Here is a 19944-nt window from a genome sequence, read left to right as displayed (position 1 = left end):
TCTAGAGCCTTTTGAGACTGCCGCAAAGTCACCCACGCCAAACTTTCTTCAGTTCGGTCTTGCTTTTCGTCTCATTTTGGAGCTAAACGAGCGCTCCGCAGAGATGCGGGGAATCTCATCCGGTTCGCGGCTCACGCGAACGATGTTGCAAGACCGGAAAGGTTCAACGCTGGAGGGGTGGCCGAGTGGTTGAAGGCGCACGCCTGGAAAGTGTGTATACGGGAAACCGTATCGCGGGTTCGAATCCCGCTCCCTCCGCCATCTATCCACCAAGCCCCTGAAAGAAGAGTATATTGAGATTATGGGGGCACATAGCCCACATTCTGATATGCCTTCTGTACCATTGAGGGCATAGCGCACGATCACGGTCGCGGCAGATCCCAACCAGAATCACCACCCTGTATGCGTGCTTACTCCAGTTGGCTTAACCGCGTTGGATTCAAGCTGGGCTACTTCTGGCACACAACTTAGAACCTTCTTGTGCCCCGCAATGTGAGGGCCGGGTCACGGCCAGTTTTGGGCGCGACGCTATCGAGCTTGCTTACCGATCGGCTGTCGGAGTTCGGCTCGTATCAGCTCCAGGGCCACCTCCAGAAATGTCCGTCCCAGGGACATTAATCTTGATGAACTATCGAGATTGGCTGAGAACGCCCTATCTGGAGATTGTTGCCACTGGCCCGAGGGCAATTGCCATCATTCGGGCGGGACTGTGTTTCTTCCGAGGCGTGTCGGTCGTTGCCCCGGTCTGCCCCTGAGAGAAGTGGTTGGTTCAAAGGACAATGAACTGCTATGACGGTAGCCGCCTTCTCCTCCAGCAATCCCTTGCCTCAACCCAGCTTACAGGAGCTTGCCACCGTCAGCCAGGCCGTGCTTGATGCCATACCCGCAGCCATTTATATCTGCTCGGCAGACGGGATCATCCGGCGCTATAGCAAACGGGCCGCCGAACTGTGGGGACGCCAGCCCCGCCTTGGCGAAACGGACGAACGTTACTGCGGGTCCTTTCGCCTCTACCACCTGGATGGACGCCCCCTTGCTCACGCAGACACCCCAATGGCGCAGGTCCTGCGCTCCGGCAAGCCCGCTCACGGGCTCGAGGTCCTGATCGAGCGTCCGGATCAAAGCCGCCGCACCGTGCTGGCTCATATCGAGCCGCTACTCGACAGCCAGGGCGGCATTCTTGGCGCGATCAACTGCTTTCAGGACATCTCCGACCGCAAGGACATAGAGATTGAGCTGCGTCAGAGCCGGCAGGATCTTGAGGACTTCTTCGAGAATAGTGCTGTTGGCCTCCACCTGGTCGCCGCGGATGGCACTATCCTGCGCGCCAACCGGGCTGAGCTTGATCTCCTCGGCTATAGCGCAGACGAGTACATCGGCCGGCCGATCGCCGACTTTCATGCCGATGCTCAGGTGATAGGAGACATCCTCCGTCGCCTCTCCCGAGGGGAGACGCTGGACCGGTATCCGGCCCAGCTGAAGGCCAAGGACGGCTCGATCCGGCATGTCCTGATCACCTCCAACGTGCACTTCCGCAATGGCGAGTTCCACAACACGCGCTGCTTCACGGTTGATGTGACCGACCAGCACAGGGCAGACGAGGCCCTGCGGGAGAGTCAGCAGCGACTGGCCGTGACCTACGAGAAGGCTCCCATCGGCATTGCCGAAATGGACGCCGCCGGTCGATTCGTTCGCGTCAACCCGGCTCTCTCGGGCATCGTCGGCTATGCTTCCGAGGAGCTTGTGGGGCGATCCTTCGTCGAGCTGACCCACCCTGAGGACCGAGACGACGATGCCGAGCACTATGCCCGCCAGGTGCGGGGCGAGCTCGCCCATTACTCGATGCAGAAGCGCTTCCTGCGGAAAGACGGCGGCATTGTCTTCGTAAATGTCCTCAGCGCGTCCGTGCTCGACGCGCAGGGGCGGTTCCGCTATGGCGTGCGTGTGGTCCAGGACGTGACGGAGCAGCGACAAGCCGAGGAACGGCTGCGCGAGAGTGAGCGCCAGGTCCGGGAACTCCTTGAGGCGCTGCCGGCTGCAATTTACACCACGGATGCCGAAGGCCGGATCACCTACTACAACCAGGCCGCCGTCGATTTCTCCGGGAGAAGGCCCATCCTGGGCAGTGATGAGTGGTGCGTGACGTGGCGCCTCTTCACGCCAGACGGGACGCCGCTGCCGCACGATCAATGCCCGATGGCTGTTGCCCTGAAGGAGGGCCGCGTTGTTCGCGGTGAGGAAGCGATTGCTGAGCGCCCGGACGGCAGCCGCGTTCCATTCATTCCATTCCCCACACCGCTGCGGAATGCCTCCGGCAAGGTCGTCGGCGCAATCAACATGCTGGTGGACATCACGGAGCGGAAGCGAGCCGAGGAGCATCAGAGGGTGCTGATCGACGAGCTGAACCACCGGGTCAAGAACACGCTCGCCACCGTGCAGTCGATCGCGAGCCAGACGATTCGAACCTCGGCCGACATCGAGAGTTTCTCCGAGAACTTTGAAGCGCGCCTTTTGTCCTTGAGCAAGGCCCATGAGCTGCTGACGCGCCAAGCGTGGACGGGCGTCAACCTGCGCGACATCATCTGTCAAGAACTGGAGCCCTACCACGGTGGCTCAGCCATGCGTGTTCGACTGGAAGGCGCGGACCTCATGCTGGCGCCTCGGGTCGGCCTCGCCCTCAGCCTGGTCCTGCACGAGCTGACCACCAACGCCGCCAAGTACGGCGCCCTGTCCAACGAGCAGGGTCTCGTCACCGTGTGGTGGGAGGCTCCCGAGTACGGGACTGTCGATGTCCTTCGGATTGAATGGATCGAAAGCGGTGGTCCGGCTGTCACGCCGCCTGTCAAGCGCAGCTTTGGGACTCGCCTGATCGAGCGCAGCATGACCAAGGATCTTCAAGGCATGGCCCGGCTCGACTTCGATCCCGCAGGCCTGCGCTGCATCCTCGAGTTTCCGCTGAAACAGCTCTGAGGCGGTCGAGGTCCGTACTGAGTGGACTGCGCCTCGTGGTGGGAGATGAGAGCCATGTGGCGACGCTGGGCGAAGACATGCTGGCGACATGCGCTGCCAGGTGGTCGCGAGCGCGGCCAGAGTCTCCGAAGCCTTGAGGCCGCTTGAGACGACCTACATTGATGCGGCGGCGCTGGACGTCAATGTCGCCGACGATAAGGCGAGACGAACCCTCTCGCTCACCTTGTTGATGCGCAGCTTGGCCGCAAAGGTCGGGACCTCGTTGTAGGGCGGCGCCGGGTGATGGCCATCACAGTCATTTTGCTTTGGGAGTCCTTTGGTGACGCCTTCAACCGGGTTCTCCCCGTTGCGGTACCCTGCGGCCTTGGCTCGGTCGAGGACGGTTCCAATCCGTTGCCGCACGCGGCGCACCGTCTCGGGCTTCGTCAGGCAGATCGGGCCTCAGGCGCGGAGCACAACGGGCGTATCGATCTGGTCAACACGCAGCGAGCCGAGTTTCGGAAAGGCATAAGGTGCCTTACCCACCGCAAATTTCCGTCTGCCCGATGTGCCGGACTATTCACACGTTGGCGGCGCCCCCGGATCAGGCCGCCGGAAGCAGGATCGCGACCAGGATCAGGATGATCCCGAGGAGGGACACGAGCCACACGACCGATCTGATATAGGGAATGCCGAGAGCATAGAGCGGCAGGTAGACGATGCGAGCCCAGAAGTAGAGCATCGCTCCCCACCAGGTCAGCGCCCCGTTCCGGCCCGCAAAGTGCGCTATCACGATGGCGGTCGCGACGACGGGCAGCGTTTCGAAAAGGTTGCTCTGTGCCCTTTGGAGGCGCCCTGTGATCTTCCCGACCGGCGGCCCCTCATGGTCGCGTGCGCTTGCATTATAGCTCACGCCTGTCTCGCCAGTGCGCAAGGTCGCGGGAAGGAGGATCTGGACGAGGGCGAGGACGAGCGTCCAGGCGAGAAGAGTAAGCTCGGTGGTCATGGCTGCCGCGAAATGCGTCATGGGAAAGGTGCATTATGGAGCGCGGCAAAGACCGGGCAATCGGCCTCACCCGTCGGACTTGCCCGCCGCCTTGCGGAGAGCCGCATTGATGCGGTCCTGCCAGCCGGGGCCATCCTGCTGAAAGAACTCGAGCACCTCCTGGTCGATGCGGAGCGTGACGACCTCCTTCACGCCCGGAATGGCGGGCGCCTTGGCGGGCCCCTCGACCGGCTTCGTCGTGACCTTCTTGAAAGCCGCCTCTGCAGCCTTCAGCGGATCGGACGGACGACGTCCCCCTGGCGATCTCGACATGATTCGGTTCCTCCTCGTCCCTGCCTGGGGCACATCCTCCTACAGGCGCCGCCACGGAATCAACTCTCCCTTGAGACGCGGGGGGAGAGTTTTCATCCTCGCGGCAGTCACCGAGGACACAAAATGGCCGCCGATGTCGTGGATGCCTCGCCTCCCGCAACACGTCAGGAAACGTACAGACCCAGCCATGGGCATCATCACCGCCGCAATCCTCCTCGTCATCGGCTACGTCGTCATCACCAAGGTCGTCGGCCTCGCCTTCCGGCTTGTCGTGCCCGTCGTCCTGATCGCGATTCTCGCGGGTGCGGGGATCTTCACGGATCTTCTGCCGGGTGATCGCTCCGCCCGCTATCCTGCGGATCACGACCGGCCTCACCGCATGCCCGCGGACGGCGGCCGTTGGGGAGACATCCGCCTCGGCGACATCGCCGATGCCGTCATCGCCGCGGCCCAGTCCTTCCTGCACGGCACCCAGAGCCTTCTCGACCGCGCGGCCGAGCCCCGGGTTTCGGAGCAACCACCCCCCTCCTCCGACTTCCGTCACAGGCCGCGGACCCGGTACGGGGAGGAGATGCCCGCCTACGACGATCCGCCATCATGGGATCGGGGCCGGTCGGGGCAGGCGTACTGACCAGAACGAAACAGGCTGCCGGGAGATCCCGGCAGCCTGCTATCGAAGGTGCGACGATGCAAGTCTCACACATCCCTTACGATGCGGAGGTCATCTCGCCGGTCAGCCAGTACTTCACCCGCGCCTGATGCTCGCTGATGTAGTTCTCGACCGCCTTGTCGACCGAGGATTCGTTGGCATCGGACATGGCAGCCTGGAGCTCGTCCAGCGGAAGATGCATGCGCATCAGGAACTGGGCGATCTCGGGATATTCGCTCTGGAATCCCTGCCGCGCGATGGCGTAGACGCGCTCGACACCACCGAGCGCATTCTTCGGATCGTCGAGGTAGCGCAGCTCGTACTTGCCGAACATCCAGTGGGGGCTCCATCCGGTCACGACGATCCACTCCTTCCGGCGAATCGCGCGGTCCAGCGCGGACACCATGGCGGCATCGCTGGCCGTGGTGAGGTCGTAGCCACTCAGATCATAGGTCTTGAGAGCTTCCTTCGACAGGCGGGTGAGGCCTGCTCCGGGATCGATCCCCTGCACCTTGCTGTCGAGCTTTTCCTTCACCTCGGGCTTAGCGAGATCGGCGATGGATGCCACCTGATCCTCTGGAACGTAGTTCGGAACGACCCAGCCGAGCTTGGCATCCGTGTAGAGCACGCCGAGAGGGACGACCTTGTTGCCGACGCGCTCCCAGTAATCCTTGTGGGTCTCGGGCAGCCAGGCCATCATCATGGCGTCGATGTCGCCCTTCGCGACGCCCTGATATTGCGGCGCGATGTCGGTCTGAACGAGCTCGACCTTCTGGGAATAGTTGTCCTCGATGAGCTTCTTGGCGAGCTTGGTGACGAACTCGGCATCGGCCCAGGCGGTCCAGCCGATCTTCACCGGCTTCTTCTCCTCCTGCGCCTGCAGCGTGCCGGCAAGGCCTGTGGTCAGGGCCGCCGCGAGGGCGATCCGGGCGAAGGTCTTGAGCATGGGGGTTCTCCTTTCAGCTCTTGGGTTTTGGTCGAGCGCCGGGCCGGGACTCCGGTCCGGCGCCCGGCGTCAGGCGCCTGTCTTGGCAGGCGCGGTCTTCAGGCTGGCGATCTCCGGCGCTGATCTGGAGCGCCGAAGCGCCCAGTACGGAAGCGGGAAGGCGGCCGGCCGCGAGAGGCTTTGCGTCAGACGGTCGAGAATGATGGCCAGGATGACGACGGCGAGACCACCCTCGAAGCCGAGCCCCACGTCGAGGCGCTGGATGCCCGTGAGCACCGTGTTGCCCAAGCCGCCCGCCCCGATCATGGAGGCGATCACCACCATCGACAGGCCGAGCATGATGGTCTGGTTCACGCCCGCCATGATGGACGGCAGGGCAAGCGGAAACTGCACCTTGAACAGGAGCTGACGATCCGTGCAGCCGAAGGCGAGACCCGCTTCCACGAACTCGCGGTTGACCTGGGTCAGCCCCAGCGCGGTCAGGCGCACGACGGGAGGCATTGAGAAGATCACGGTTGCGATGGTGCCGGGCACCGCGCCAAGGCCAAAGAACATCGCCGCCGGAATCAGATAGACGAAGGCCGGCATCGTCTGCATCAGATCGAGCAGGGGGCGCGTGACTGCGGCCAGGACGGCGCTTCGCGCCATCGCGATACCGAGCGGAATGCCGATCACGATCGCGATCGCCGTCGCCGCGATCACGAGGGCGAGCGTCTCGACGGTCTCCTTCCACAAGCCCATTCCGACGATGAGAAGAAGGGCAACGCCGGCGACGAGAGCGAACTTCCAGCCAATGCGCCAGAGCGCAAACAGCGAGACGAGCGCGATGAGCGCCCATGACGGCAACCCGAGCAGAGCATCCTTGATGCCGTCGGCGAACAAGCCGATGCCGTCCGCGATCGCATCGAGTGTCGGGGAGAAGTTGTCGAGCATGTACTCGACGACCGCGCTAGCGCCAGCGCCGATACTGATATCGAAATCCATAAGCAATATCCTTTACGCGCCGGTGTTTCAGCCGGCGCGGTCGAGGGTCATGAGGAGGGAGGACTTGGAGATGGCGCCGAGATAGTGGCCGCGCTCGTCCACCACCGGAACGGGCCAGTGGCTCTCCGCCACGCGTCCCATGACCTGGGACAGCGGCGTGTCAGCCTCGATGGGATTCATGTCGGGCAGGAAGGCCTTCCGATACGGATCCTGCCCGCCCGCGCGTACCGCCTCCTTGAGCGAATCCGCGCTGACCATGCCTTGGTAGCGCTTGTCGCGGGCGATCACGATGGCGACGTCCCTGTCGTGCGCACGCATCCGCTCGAGGGCGGCATTGACGCTGTGCCCGCTCCGCTCGATCAAGGTGAGCTGATTGTGGCGGGCGATGTCGCCGGCCCGGAAGACGTGACTGACGTCCACGTTGCGGAAGAACGAGCGGACGTAATCGTTGGCCGGGTTCATGACGATGTCCTCTGGCGTGCCGACCTGCACCACGACCCCGTCTTGCATGATCGCGATCCTGTCGCCGATGCGCATGGCCTCGTCGAGATCGTGGCTGACGAAGACGATCGTGCGGCTGTGTTCGGATTGCAGCCGCAGGAGCTCGTCCTGCATCTCCGTGCGGATCAGCGGGTCGAGAGCAGAGAAAGCCTCGTCCATCAAAAGAACCGTCGGCTCGTTGGCAAGCGCGCGGGCCAGGCCGACGCGCTGCTTCATCCCGCCGGACAGCTCGTCCGGGCGGCTCGCTGCGTAACGGGCGAGCCCGACCGCCTCGAGAGCCGAAAGAGCCTTCCGGTTGCGCTCCGCCTCGGGAACGCCCGCGATCTCGAGACCGAAGGCCGTGTTGTCGAGAACCGTCCGGTTGGGCAGAAGCGCGAAACTCTGGAAGACCATGCTCATGTCGCGCCGGCGCAAGGCGATCAGGTTGCGCTTGCTCATGCGGGTCACGTCCTGCCCATCAATCAGGATCGAGCCCATTGTCGGCTCGATCAGACGGTTGAGAAGGCGCAGCAGGGTCGATTTGCCCGAGCCGGAAAGTCCCATCACCACGAAGATCTCGCCCTCGCGAATGCCGAAGCTGGCGTCGTTGACGCCAATGGTGCAGCGGGTCTCCGCCTGAACGGCGTCCTTGCCCTTGCCTGCCTGGATCATTTGGATCGCACGCGAGACGTCCGAGCCGAAGAGCTTGAACACGTTGCGCAACACGATCTTTTCCGCGGGAGTGCCGACGCCAGCCTCGACGCGCACGTTACCGTCCTCGATAATCATCAAAACTCCATTGCCCCCGGTTCTAAGATTAGGGAAACCTCCACTGCGTAATCTCAGTCAGGAAAATAGTTGAATGAGCGAAAGCGATAACAAGAGCACATCAGGAGATGCGCAACTTTGCCAGCTTCCAGCGAAGCATCCAACGAATATCGTTGCCGTTATCGATATTTGTCTAAACCGATTGGCGCGAAAAGCCAACCCCTTGACACGAATTGGCTACATTTCCCGCTTATGCGGCAAGAACATCTGTCGCCGCCGCATCTTCATTTTTGTTTTTGGCACAGTAGCTTAAGCGTTCGCCGGAGGCTTGAGCGGCTCCGTGTCCACAGGGCTCCGGGAGAGTTCCCTGCGGGACCATCGAAGTGGCATCATCGTGGTGGCGGAGATGGCTTTCGCGCATCCGATCCGCACACGAATCCGCCGGATCCGCCCGCGAGTGCGCGGACGGCTCGCTCGCCTCATTCAAACCGTGAGGTGCGGATGCAGGAAGCATCCCGCCCCCTCATCACCAGTCCCATGCCGGTGATTTCGATCTGTTGAGCGGGGCGCTGTTCATCCATCGGGATGGTCGGGATTGATCCCCGGTTCAGGCCCGGGGGCAGCCATGATAGGAGGCACAAGCGCATCCTACGAGCCCGGGAGGCCCGCGTTGAACGGTGCGCTGTTCAGAAAGTGGAGCATCGGATTGAATCCCCAAAACGAGTCCACTTTGGGGTTCGATGCTCTTGGCCCAGGATGGATGAACGCGAGCGACCATCACCGCCCGCGTTGACGGATCGGGTCAGATCACCGCGATCGAGGAATTCAGAAGATCGGTGACAAGCATGTGGCCCGGCGCGTGCGTGATGCAGAACTCCGGACGGACGTTGGCGATGACCGATTGCGGTGTGACACCGCAGGCCCAGAAGACCGGAATCTCGCCCTCCCGGATCTCGACTGCATCGCCGTAATCGGGCTTGCTGATGTCGGTGATTCCGATCAGGGAGGGATCGCCGAGATGCACTGGCGCACCGTGAACGGACGGAAAGCGCGACGTCACCTGCACGGCGCGGATCGCGTCGGCGGCCTTCAGCGGACGCATGGACACGACGAGCGGCCCCGAGAAGGGCCCCGTCGCTACGGTCGGAATGTTCGTCCGGTACATCGGCACGTTGCAGCCCTGCTCGATGTGGCGCACCGGCAGGCCGTCCGCCAGCATCGCCTCCTCGAACGAGAACGAGCAGCCAATCAGGAAGGCCACCAGCTTTTCATTCCACAGGTCACGGATATCGGTGGGCTCCGCCACTAGTTCGCCGTTGCGCCACACGCGGTAGCGGGGAATGTCGGTACGGATGTCGATATCCTGGCCCAGCTCCGGCAGCGACGGGTCTCCCGTCTCGGAGACCGCGACGAGCGGGCACGGCTTGGGATTGCGCTGGCAGAAGCGCAGGAAGTCGTGCGCGAGTTCCTCCGGCAGGATAGCGAGGTTGGCCTGAACATGCCCGGGAGCGAGGTTGGCGGTCGGGCCGGTCAGGATGCCCGCGCGGGCATCCTGACGGGCTTTGTAGGCGGCGCTGTTGTCGATCTTTGCGGGCATGTCCAATCCTTCTGCCGGTGCGCGTTACGCCTGATCCTGCAAGCGCAGAGCTTCGACCGCCATGCCGATAGCGAGCATCCTGCGGTCGGATCCGGCAGGCCCTGCGATCATCAGACCAACGGGAGCTCCGCCGGGTCCGTGACACGGAACGGACAAGGCGGCTCCGTCGAGGAAGTTGATCAGCGTGGGATTGCGAAGGATCAGGCCGTTCATGGCATAGTAGACATCGTCGTTCGCCGCGAGTTCCGCAATAGCGGGTGCGACGACCGGAACGGTCGGAAGCAGAAGCGCATCATAGCCTTCGATCCGCGCCTCCACCTTTTCTCGCCATGCCTTGCGGGCCTCGAGCAGATCGAGGTAATCGGCGGCGGAGATGTCCTTGCCTCGCCGGATGCGCGTAACGACGCGCGGATCGTAGCGGTCGCCCGCGCGCTCGATCAGATCCCGGTGCCAGGCCCAGGACTCCGCTGCCGTGAAGCCGCCATTGGCGTTGATGGCTGCAAGTTCGGCGAATTCCGGCACGGCGATCTCGTCAATCCGCACACCGGCGGCCGAAAGCCTTGCGAGCACGGCCTCGAAGGCGCGGGCTACGTCCTTGTCCATTCCATCCAGCGCCAGGGTCGTGGGCACGGCGAAGCGCAGCCTACCGAGCTCGGCTGGACGCGGGAGCGGCCTCCCGTCGGCGGCCATGATCGCATCGAGAACCGCGCAGCACGCCACCGAGGGCGCGATCGCACCAACGGAATCGAGGCTGAAGGAGAGCGGCAGGACGCCATCCATCGGCACCCTCGACGCCGTCGGCTTGAAGCCCACGAGGCCGCAGAGCGCCGCCGGGATCCGGACGGATCCACCCGTATCGGAGCCGATCCCGGCCACAGCCATCCCGTCGGTCACCGATACCGCGGCACCGGACGATGACCCGCCCGGAATGCGTCCGGTCTCGCGATCCCATGGGTTGCGCGGCACGTCGTAATGCGGGTTGAGGCCGAGCCCCGAATAGGCGAACTCGGTCATGTTGGTGCGGCCAACGATCACCGCGCCCGCCTCCCGCAGGCGCCTGACGACGAGGGCATCCTCCGCAGCCGCCGGCTCGCCTGCGCGCGCGACCGACCCTGCCATCGTGACATCGCCCGCGACGTCGAACAGATCCTTGATCGATATCGGCAGCCCGTCGATGGGAGAGCGGGTCATCCCGGCCTTGCGCAGGATGTCGGAGGCCTGAGCGGCGGCGCGGGCCTGATCGGGATACAGCTTCGTGAAGACACGCGCGCCCTCCCCGCCCGGGTCGGCCGCGCGGCTCAGCGCCTCCTCCGTCAGGTCCATTGACGTAGTGCGCCCTTGCGCGAGTGCCTGCTGCTGTTCGTTCACTGTCGTAGTCATGTTGCGTCAACCATGGGATTGGGTTGCATCGGGCTTCCGGATCAGGCAACTTCCGGCAGAACCTCGATGTCGTAGCTGTGGCTCAAGGTGCGTCCGCGGCGCGGATCGAACAACTCCATGGTGAAGGAGGGAGCGGGCCGAATTCCGCCCTTTGCACCGACCGTTCCGCAGATCATTGCGACGCCTTCTGGAAGCGTGTCCTGGCCGGCAAAACCCGCGACGAGCTCCAGCGGAGGACGGAGAGAGGCGAGCGTGCCCTCCTGATAGAGCACGCGCTCACCGTTCTCCTCGATATACGACCGGATGACGAGCTCGTCCCAGTACTCGGCCACATCGGCATAGAGCCACGCCTGCGTAGCGACAGGTTTCGCGCAGACCTGCTTCGACAGGGCCACGCTGTGCGTCTCAAGCTTGCGATCGGTGTGGTCGGAGGCGATGCTCACATAAAGCTCGCCACCCGCCCGGAACACGATGGTCTCCACCTCTCCCGAGGTCTCGCTGCCCACGACCTGGATGCGCGAGGACTGGGTCAGCTGGTTCTCCGCGACGCGATAGTAGAGCGGCACGGAGCTCGGCCGCGGCACGCCGATGGCGAACAGCTCCTCGATGTGGTGCTCGATGGCATGCTGGTCACGCCCGGCCCATCCTGCGACGACGAGGGAGGCAATCTCGACGTCGATCGTGCGCGAGCCCGATTGGCTTTCGGTCTTGAAGGAAAGTTTCATGGTCAATCCATAGGAGTTGAGAAACTGCGGTTGAATTCGGGCGCCTAGCTGAAGACGCTCGGGAGCCAGAGCGCCAAGCCCGGGAAGAACGACAGCAGGGCAAGCAAGGTGAACATCGCCAGCACGAAGGGCAGCGCCCCCGTGATGACGGCGCCCATCGAGCCGCTCTTGCGCAGGCTCTGCACGACGAAGAGATTGAGCCCGACCGGCGGCGTGATCAGGGCGGCCTCCACCAGAACGATGATGACGATGCCGAGCCAGATCGAATCGAAACCGAGAGCAAGCATGATCGGCGCGACGATCGGAATCGTCGTGATCATCATGGAAAGCGTCTCCATGAAGCAGCCGAGCACCAGATAGAAGACGATGATGATCAGCAGCATCCATCCCGGCGAAAGTCCAAGGCCTGTGATCGAACTGGTGATCGCATCGGTAAGGCCCGTGGCCGACATGATGAAGTTCAAGAAGGCGGCACCGATCACGATCAGCATGATCATCGCCGTGGACCGCATCGTTCCCTCGACGGATTCGCGCAGCATCGTCCAAGTCAGACGCCGGAACCATGCCGCGAGAATGAGCGCGCCCAGAACACCCAGAGCGGCGGCTTCCGTGGGCGTCGCGAGACCGGCATAGATCGAGCCTACGACGAGGAAGAAGATTCCGAGCGGCGGCGCCAAATGGATCAGGCTCTTGAATCGCTCGCCCCAGGTTGCCCGAATCTTGTGCCCGCCCCAGGACGGCTTCGCGATGCAGCTCCCAACGATCACCAGCATGAACAGGCCAGCCATCAGGAAGCCCGGGATGATGCCGGCGAGATAGAGCTTGGGCACGGACGAGTTCGTGAGAACGCCATAGATCACGAGGTTGATCGAAGGCGGAATGAGAATGCCCAGGGTTCCGCCAGCGGCGAGGCTGCCGAGAAAGAGCGGCTCGTTGTATCCGTAGCGCTTGATCTGCGGGATCGCGACTGTGCCGACGGTCGCGGCGGTGGCAACGCTCGATCCAGAGGTTGCCGAGAACAGGGTGGATGCGCCGATATTCGCGTGCATCAGGCCGCCCGGGAGCCAGGAGAGCCAGAGGCTCATGGCGGCATACATCCGCTCGGCGAAGCCCGCCCGCAGCAGGATCTCTCCGAGGAGGATGAACAGAGGTACCGCCACCATCAGGAATTCGTTGTTCGTGCTCCACGCCAGCTCGCCGATGGCCCGGGTCAGGGGCAGCATGGAATAGAGCGGGTCGAGGATCAGCCCGAGCACCCCGAGAGCGGCGCCGACAGGAATGCTCAGACCGATGAGGACGAGCAGGAGGATCAGTGCAGTGGCAACCATTTCGCTTAACCCTTGACCATGCGCTCGCCTGCGGCGGCTTCCTCTTCGGCTTCCTCCTTGGTCGAGCGGACGCCGGCGATCGCCTTGACGTCGTCGATCCGGCCCATAACCAGCGCCCACGAGGCGCGCACCAGCATGAGAGCCAGAACCAGGCACATCCAGATCAGGCCCAGCAGCCACAATCCCTGCGGAATATACAGCGGCGTCGCCAGAGGCGTGTTGGCGGCGGAATTCTGCACCCAGGAGGTGGCGGCGACGTCGTAGGCGTAGAAGGTCATCATGACCATGAAGATGCCGAGCGTCACGAGGGAGAGCCAGTCCAGGACGGCCGACAGGCGAACGGGCAGATACTGGTAGAGCACGTCGACGCGCACATTCGCGCGCTGGAGAGTCGCGAAGGCGAACGCCCAGGACGTGCTGATCGCGAAGGCATAGCTCGACAACTCGTCCGCGCCGCCAGTGCTGAAGCCGAAGAACTTCCGCACGATGACATCGAAGGAGATCAGCAGCACGCTGCCGATCGTCAGAGCGCCGCCGAACCATACGGCCCAGCGCGACATGTGCTCGGCCGCGTTCAACAGGCCGCCGAGAGGGGATGGTCGTATGGTCGGTGCCATGATTATGCCTTTGCCTGGACGATCACTGCCGCATCGAGCCTCGGGGTATCGGCTCTAAGGCAGATTGGTGCGCGCCGGTCCGCTGCCGGATCCGGCGCGCTCTCGTCTGGTTACTTGGAGACCTTGATGTCCAGCGTCTTGCCGATCGTGTCGTTGAAGCTCTGCACGCATTCGGCCGAGCAGCGCGCCGCCCATTTCGGCAGGATGGATTCCTGCAGCGCCTTCTTCAGAAGGTCGCGGTCGGCATCGCTCGGTTGAACCAGCTTCATCTTGCCCTTGACGGGCAGAGTGCAGGCGTCCGAGCCCGTATTGCAATCATAGCCCTGCTTGGTCTGCTCGTCGGCGGCCTTCCAGATGTCGTCCATCAAGGTCTTGATATTCGTCTGGAGGAATTCCTGAACCTTCGGATCGAGCTTGTCCCAGGTCGCCTGGTTGACGGCGTGGATCTGCTGGTTCCAGTTGATGGGAAGCGCGTAGAGATGGGTCGAGACCTCGTACCATTTGGCCGAGTAGCCCGACAATGAACCGGTGATGGCGCAATCGACGACCTTGTTCTGCAGCGCCGGCACCACTTCGCCGAAGGCCATCGTCACGCTCGAACCGCCGAAGGCCTCGACGAACTCGGCCTGGGTGCGGCTGCTGGTGCGGACCTTCTTGCCCTTCAGGTCGGCGAGGCCGTTCACCTCGGCGTTGCAGAACAGAACCTGCGCCGGATAGGTGGAGATGCCAAGAAGCTTGACCCGCGAGCCTTCCCCGTAGAATTTCGCATAGACCGGCTCGAAGGCTTCCGTGACTTGGCGTGCCGTCTTCACGTCGGGCGCAAGGCCTGCGAGGTCGATCGCCTCGTTGATCGGATTGTCGCTGGCGAAGTAGGACAGCGTCGCCGTGCCGAACGGGATGACGCCTTGCGACATCAGGCGGAGGATTTCAGGCCCTTTGAGGCCCATCTCATTGAAGCCTTTGATCTCGGCGGTGACCTGCCCCTTCGAGAGTTCCGGAATCGTCTTCGTCCAGAACGGCTTCTCGAAATCGTTATAAGCCGTGAGATTGCTCAGCCCCCCGACGATCTGAAGATGAGTTTTCGGCAGATCCTGAGCCAGCGCCGCACCGGATAGGCTGAGCAGGGCTGCGGCTCCGGCGGTATAAACGAATCTTTTCATGATGTGTCATCCTCTGGTTCGGTATTGCGGCTGAGCGAAGACACATGCAGGTCGGACGAATTGTCTCTATCCGCCCCCATTTTCGGAGACGTCGGACGATCACCGTGAGTCCGGTGGCGCGAAATCGCGCGTTGCGTTCTGAACCTAGCCGCCATTCCTCAGCCTGGCCGCATTGCATCCCAGGAACCTTCAGCTTGTCTATTCGTTTGTTTTGATAGGGGATATAAACGAGATTTATATCCCCTTCGGCGCTCTGCCTCCGGTACGTACGGCGACTTCCTGTGCGAGCACGGCGATTGAGCGCATGGAGCGACTGTCCAGGCCATCGACCCAACTCGCGGTAAAACTCAGGTCCGGAAGTGGATCGCTCTCCACATCGAGGATCTGCAGTTCGCCGGAAGCAAGCTCCCGATCCAGGAACACCGGCGTGATCACGGCGGTTCCAATACCGTTCAGAGCCATGCGCACGATCATCGAAACGGATGCGCTGCCGTACATCTGCGGCGTCCTCACACCGGCGCGCATGAGCATGTCCCGCACCACCCTGTAAGGGCTGCTGCCGGACGAGTGCGTGATGATCGGCCTCTCGGCGATACGTTCCAGCGTGACGCGAGCATTCCCAAGTTGCAGCGTCGGACTGGCGACCCATGAGAGCGAATAGGTGCACAGCGGCAGGTTCTCCACACGCTCTTCGAGGACGGGCCCCATCAGAAATGCGATATCGATCTGCCGCGACACCAAGTGGGAGCGAAGGATGTGCGAACTGTCGACTTCGATCTCCAGGACGAGAGCTGGATAGGCATTGTGCACGTCCTTGATGAATGTCGACAGCCACGTCTGCACGATCGTTTCCGCAACGCCGATCCGGATCGTGCCGCTCATCACGTTCTGATCCTGGGCCGCTTTCAGCATATCGCGGCGGGCCTGCATCATGCGCTCGGCATGTGAGAGCATCTCCTGGCCCTTCGCGGTCAGCGTCACGCCGCGCACATCCCGCTCGAACAGGCGCACTCCGAGCGCGGATTCCAGAGAAGCGATCCGTTGCGATACGGCGGGCTGTGTCGTCCCGAGTTTTTCCGATGCCGCCCTGAGACTGCCGAGCGCAGCCGCCCAGAAGAATGTTTCAATGTTCCTGAAATCGATCATCAGCTGTTCGTTCGGCGATCACAGTGATCGTCCATCCTGCGAAGAGCATACCCGGAGTCATCGCCGGCTGCGATAGACCCAGTGTCGCCTCGGGATGCGCGGTAACGCAGCCTTCGCCTAAGCCTGCAGGTCTGCTGCCCGTCAGACTCCGACGCGCCCCAGCAAACGCCAGCGCCTCGCCGCCATCAAGGACGCGTTCCACCCGATACTCACCCCCAGAGCCAGGATCAGCGATAAGGCAGCTCCAAGCCGTACTGCGCACAGGTGCAGAAGGCTCAGCGCCCCGACGAACCCAATCATGCCCGGCACCCCGTTGGCGACAACGGATGCCGTCGCAGCACCGCCCACCCGCGGGTGCAGGATGAGGGCCAAGCTCATCAGGACGACGGGAGCCAGCGCAGCCGCAGCCGCAATCGAGGGGCCGAGAGTTCTCCCCGCGACGACGGTCACGCCGACGACAAGCATGACCAGGGCTGCCCGGAAGGGAATGTCCCATGCCCGCTTCTTTGCAGAAACCGGCATGCCTGCCGCGGAGAATTTTCGCGCGAGCGGGATAGCGACGGCATAGACGGCCCCGTTCAGCGCGAGGGCGCCGCCGAAAGACCACTGGCCCTTCAGGATGACCGAGATCGAGACAGCCCAGACCGCCAAGGCGGAGCCGACGCTCGCGAGAACGCCCATCCTCTGCGCGGCGGCCGCGTAGACGAGCATATAGACCACGGTCGCCGCAGAGACCTTGAGGCCCGCCAGAGCACTCGCTGAGATGAAATCGGATCCGTGGTCGAGCGCCAGGAAGGCGTAGGCAGGGCCGGCCGAAATGGGCAGTGTCGCGATCATGGCCCCCACGAACGGGCCGCTTCGCTCCACAACCAGCGAGGCTGCGACCACAATGGCAGCGCTGGTCAGCATCTTCATGATGAGAGGCAGCCAGAAGGAAACGTCCAAAATCTGCGACCTTCGAAATTTGCCGGAGAGCGGAATCCCGTCTCGTCGGATCTCGGCGACCCTGCGCGACAATCAGGCTCTCTCCAGATGGGATTGGCTCACACGATCATGCCAGCCGGAGGCGGAGTTCGCGCAGCCGAAGCAGGATCACAAGGGCTTTAGAGCATCGGACTTCAAAATGGAAACCACTTTCAGGACTGATCGGATGCTCACTTTATCATTCAATGGCGCATCGTTAGGCGCACCCTTCGGATCCGTACGATGTACTGGCAATTCCCGGAACCGAAGTCAAAGCCGCTCTGCTCGCCCCACCGCACAGGCGGCATGCGCAGGAACCGCCAGGTTCACTTGCGTCGGGGCGACGGCAGCCGCCAGGAGATCTCGCCTGTGCCCGCCCCATTTTGCCGATGCCGCATTCGACTAGCTCGTCCGCGCCCATCTTCCCGTGCGAGGCATGAAAAAGGCGGGGAGGCGGTACATCCGCGCACTCCCCGCCTGCCTTTCGGCCACACCAATCATCGGCCAGTAATAGTTAATCAATCGTTAACCGGGTGCTGGGAAAAGGAGATCTGAGCGTCGCCAGCGACTTTCCGTTCCAACGCCCGTCAGGACGAGGCCGACAGTCACGGGCCGCGGGTCATCAGATCGTCTGGAACTGCACGATCTTCATCGTCGGCCCTGCGCGGCTTCAGTGAAGAGAGGCGCAAAGAGGGATGGAGGCAAGGATGTTCCCCCGAGAACAGACGATGTGCAGTTGCCAGCCCGCCCAGTCCTGAAGCACGTCATCGGATTCCCGGAGCAGTTCGCTGATCGCGCGCAGGGCGGAGGCTTTGGCGCCGTCGAGATTCGGCACGTCGACCCCCGTGTCATCCAGTATCGTTTCAGCGCCATTGACCAGATGAAAGAAGCAGCGCATCAACCTGTCCGAGATATTTACGAATGTAGCGCCGCCTGCGACGGTGGTCACCGGGAACGGGTCGGCCTACTCGGCCGAGTCCCTAGGCGCCCCTAAGACGTCCTGTACATCGAGAGGCTGCAGATTCTTCAAGGATACCCATCCGATCGTAGGTTGGGGAAGAGGAACGAGGTAGGCTTGGTCAGCCTTGATGTGTTCGATCCTGCAGGGAACAGCCCTTTGATCGCCTGGGGGGCGATAAACGACCACCGTGCCGACTTGAAGCCGGCCCTCGGAGGAACCCCTCGCTTGCGAAGCATTCTGCGTGGGGCCCTCCCCCGCCTCTGCGGCATCCCTCGCGCCTCTGAAGCGCTCAAGGGCAGCGATCGCCACACGCGCCCTGTCCCTGTACCGCTCGCTGACGGCTCTCAGGAGAGGGCCGCTCGTGCGCCCCGGATACCAGGAGGCGCCGCCGACCTTTGCGAGTTCCCGGGCGACCGCCTCGACCTCATCATCTGTCATCTGCTGTTACCCAATGTGACCGTTCTCGAAAACAAAGATGCCATGTCCGATCGTCGAGAAAGAATCGATGCACCCCTTACCTTTCAAAAAGACGGCACGGTTGAAAAGTGCCGTCATATGCTTTGAAGTGAACGCGTGACATCTCGGCTACCCCCCTCAGTGTAGGCAGTTGTCTTTCATGTCCATATAATCCTTTCGAATTACTTCCCACGTATTCCGTCGTTCCTTCTCTTGCCGTACCTCCCCTGAATCAGATACCGCTCAGCTCGCCGTAGGGGGCCTGTCGGTAAGGGCCGCATCCGAAACGAACAAGAATCCGGGGCGGCCCTTACTCTCTCATCCGCCTGCCCCGACCACGGACGTCCAACTCTCCTCCTCTCGGCGGTGGCCCCGAGAGGCTCCCGGTCCTGAGACATACGCCGCCGCTTCTCTGTCGAAGCCCTGGCGCTTTCATCACCGGGAACGCTCAGGACCAATTCACTCGACCGATATCGACATGGAAATCGCTGACGGATTGAATGCTGTCGGAGACGGGATGCTCGTGTTCCGCCAGAGGATCGGGTGCAGCGGCGTCGAACTTCGGTTCGGTGTGATCCGTCCATGATCCGCCGATGGTATCGCTCGTGTCGCCGTCGCTATTGCTCATCAGCAGAAGGATATCCGCTCTGAAGTCATCCTGCGCCGGCCCCGACATCGTTGTGGCGAAACTCCCTTCGGTCGTGTCGCTCGACGGCTGCGCCACGTCATCCACGACCACCTCGACGGAACTCGGCTTCGAGGAAGCTCCTTCATTGTCGAGAAGCGTCACTTCAATGCTGCGCACACCTGCCGCGAGACCGGAAGCATCCGCACTCTCCAGCATCAGCGACCGCAGAACCTCCGCATAGATGTCGGGCGAGGCATTGCCGCTCAAGGTCAGGCTGCCCGCCTGGGAGTCGTAGCCGCCCCCCACCAGTTCGATGCCCGTATCGCCGATCATCACACGCCCCTCCTCGGTGCGGAGTTCGAAGCCTTCGAGGGTGAGCGTATCGCCGGGATGGGCGTCGGAAAGAACCACGCTTGCGCCGCTCAGGTGATCGCTGTCGATATCCTGTGCCTCCACGCCGCCGATCGCGCTGGCGGTACGGGCGCCGGCGCCGGAATGTTCCGGCGGCGTCAGAGCGAGCTCCGGCGCGTCGTTGACGGGCGCAACGGTCACCGTGAACGTGGCCGACGCCGTCGCGGCATCGTGCGAAGCAGTCTCGACACTCATGGCATAGAGGGTCAGCTGCAGCGTTCCGTTCCAGTTCTGAGGCGGCGTCAAGCACAACTCCGGCAGTTTGTCTGCGGGCACCTGCCACTTGTCGCCTTCGACGATCGTGCCGTGTGAGAGAGTAAAGCCATCCGGCAGCCCGGACAGGAACACGGCGGAGAGTTCTTCCGATCCGTCGGTGTCGGCCAGCGCAGCCGACAGGTCGAGCCCGATCGGCTCGTCCTCCCGCCCGGCCACGTCGAGCGCCATGACGCGGGGCGCGTCGGCCACCGCATCCACCCGC

The 19944-nt window shown here is 62.9% G+C and carries 19 protein-coding genes and 1 tRNA gene; 4 read left to right on the top strand and 16 right to left on the bottom strand.

Translation table 11 applies throughout. The features are described 5' to 3' along the window. Positions 1-171: 171 nt before the first annotated feature. Together GR328_RS08415 and GR328_RS08410 are read left to right on the top strand one after the other, a co-directional pair. A tRNA-Ser gene (locus tag GR328_RS08415) sits at positions 172-261 on the top strand. Positions 262-789: 528 nt separating this feature from the next. Further along, complete coding sequence (locus tag GR328_RS08410) at positions 790-2970, top strand: PAS domain-containing sensor histidine kinase (RefSeq protein WP_160884089.1); 2181 nt, start codon at positions 790-792, stop codon at positions 2968-2970. Positions 2971-3123: 153 nt separating this feature from the next. Here GR328_RS08410 and GR328_RS26845 read toward each other — a convergent pair whose 3' ends face one another. The 3 genes from GR328_RS26845 to GR328_RS08400 all read right to left on the bottom strand — a co-directional run bounded on the left by GR328_RS26845 (position 3124) and on the right by GR328_RS08400 (position 4267). Then, on the bottom strand, positions 3124-3372 hold the full coding sequence (locus tag GR328_RS26845; protein WP_205789843.1) for a hypothetical protein: 249 nt from the start codon (positions 3370-3372) through the stop codon (positions 3124-3126). Between the two features lie 181 nt (positions 3373-3553). After that, positions 3554-3976, bottom strand: a complete 423-nt coding sequence (locus tag GR328_RS08405) for an MAPEG family protein (RefSeq protein ID WP_246215766.1) — start codon at positions 3974-3976, stop codon at positions 3554-3556. 45 nt (positions 3977-4021) lie between these two features. Beyond that, the gene (locus GR328_RS08400) at positions 4022-4267 is read right to left on the bottom strand and encodes a BrnA antitoxin family protein (RefSeq protein WP_160884088.1); all 246 of its coding nucleotides are present in this window, start codon (positions 4265-4267) and stop codon (positions 4022-4024) included. 187 nt (positions 4268-4454) lie between these two features. Here GR328_RS08400 and GR328_RS08395 point away from each other — a divergent pair, with 187 nt between their 5' ends. Beyond that, complete coding sequence (locus GR328_RS08395; RefSeq protein WP_160884087.1) at positions 4455-4898, top strand: hypothetical protein; 444 nt, start codon at positions 4455-4457, stop codon at positions 4896-4898. A gap of 76 nt (positions 4899-4974) precedes the next feature. On the opposite strand, the gene GR328_RS08390 is transcribed toward GR328_RS08395, so the two are convergent. The 3 genes from GR328_RS08390 to proV form a co-directional block, all read right to left on the bottom strand. Beyond that, the gene (locus tag GR328_RS08390) at positions 4975-5862 is read right to left on the bottom strand and encodes a glycine betaine ABC transporter substrate-binding protein (RefSeq protein WP_160884086.1); all 888 of its coding nucleotides are present in this window, start codon (positions 5860-5862) and stop codon (positions 4975-4977) included. Between the two features lie 69 nt (positions 5863-5931). Then, on the bottom strand, positions 5932-6846 hold the full coding sequence (locus GR328_RS08385) for an ABC transporter permease (protein ID WP_160884085.1): 915 nt from the start codon (positions 6844-6846) through the stop codon (positions 5932-5934). A gap of 27 nt (positions 6847-6873) precedes the next feature. Then, the gene (gene proV / locus GR328_RS08380; protein ID WP_160884084.1) at positions 6874-8115 is read right to left on the bottom strand and encodes a glycine betaine/L-proline ABC transporter ATP-binding protein ProV; all 1242 of its coding nucleotides are present in this window, start codon (positions 8113-8115) and stop codon (positions 6874-6876) included. 73 nt (positions 8116-8188) lie between these two features. Between proV and GR328_RS08375 the strand changes: the two genes are divergently transcribed. Then, positions 8189-8407 (top strand): hypothetical protein, encoded by a 219-nt coding sequence (locus tag GR328_RS08375; RefSeq protein ID WP_160884083.1) that lies wholly within the window; start codon positions 8189-8191, stop codon positions 8405-8407. A gap of 489 nt (positions 8408-8896) precedes the next feature. Here the strand turns inward: GR328_RS08375 and GR328_RS08370 are convergent, their stop codons facing one another. The 10 genes from GR328_RS08370 to GR328_RS08325 form a co-directional block, all read right to left on the bottom strand. Next, complete coding sequence (locus GR328_RS08370) at positions 8897-9691, bottom strand: putative hydro-lyase (RefSeq protein WP_160884082.1); 795 nt, start codon at positions 9689-9691, stop codon at positions 8897-8899. A 24-nt stretch (positions 9692-9715) separates the two neighbouring features. Beyond that, the gene (locus tag GR328_RS08365; RefSeq protein ID WP_160884081.1) at positions 9716-11071 is read right to left on the bottom strand and encodes an amidase; all 1356 of its coding nucleotides are present in this window, start codon (positions 11069-11071) and stop codon (positions 9716-9718) included. A gap of 41 nt (positions 11072-11112) precedes the next feature. Continuing rightward, complete coding sequence (locus GR328_RS08360; protein WP_160884080.1) at positions 11113-11796, bottom strand: DUF2848 domain-containing protein; 684 nt, start codon at positions 11794-11796, stop codon at positions 11113-11115. Positions 11797-11840: 44 nt separating this feature from the next. Then, positions 11841-13124 carry a TRAP transporter large permease gene (locus GR328_RS08355; RefSeq protein WP_160884079.1) on the bottom strand — a complete coding sequence of 428 codons (1284 nt, stop codon included), beginning with the start codon at positions 13122-13124 and terminating at the stop codon, positions 11841-11843. Between the two features lie 5 nt (positions 13125-13129). Further along, positions 13130-13741 carry a TRAP transporter small permease subunit gene (locus tag GR328_RS08350; protein WP_160884078.1) on the bottom strand — a complete coding sequence of 204 codons (612 nt, stop codon included), beginning with the start codon at positions 13739-13741 and terminating at the stop codon, positions 13130-13132. 110 nt (positions 13742-13851) lie between these two features. Next, entirely contained in the window at positions 13852-14901 is a 1050-nt protein-coding gene (locus GR328_RS08345) for a TRAP transporter substrate-binding protein (RefSeq protein WP_205789842.1), read from the bottom strand. 234 nt (positions 14902-15135) lie between these two features. Next, positions 15136-16047, bottom strand: a complete 912-nt coding sequence (locus GR328_RS08340; RefSeq protein WP_160884077.1) for a LysR family transcriptional regulator — start codon at positions 16045-16047, stop codon at positions 15136-15138. 141 nt (positions 16048-16188) lie between these two features. Next, positions 16189-16992 carry a hypothetical protein gene (locus GR328_RS08335; RefSeq protein ID WP_205789841.1) on the bottom strand — a complete coding sequence of 268 codons (804 nt, stop codon included), beginning with the start codon at positions 16990-16992 and terminating at the stop codon, positions 16189-16191. A gap of 688 nt (positions 16993-17680) precedes the next feature. Further along, positions 17681-17959, bottom strand: a complete 279-nt coding sequence (locus GR328_RS08330) for a DUF6894 family protein (RefSeq protein ID WP_343039327.1) — start codon at positions 17957-17959, stop codon at positions 17681-17683. Between the two features lie 916 nt (positions 17960-18875). Next, positions 18876-19944: hypothetical protein (locus GR328_RS08325; RefSeq protein WP_160884075.1), on the bottom strand; the 1069-nt coding region annotated here is incomplete at its 5' end.

Source organism: Microvirga makkahensis (assembly GCF_009830105.1).
GTDB lineage: Bacteria > Pseudomonadota > Alphaproteobacteria > Rhizobiales > Beijerinckiaceae > Microvirga > Microvirga makkahensis.
Note: the sequence above shows the minus strand (reverse complement) of the source record. Positions and strands in the feature narration are given on the sequence as shown.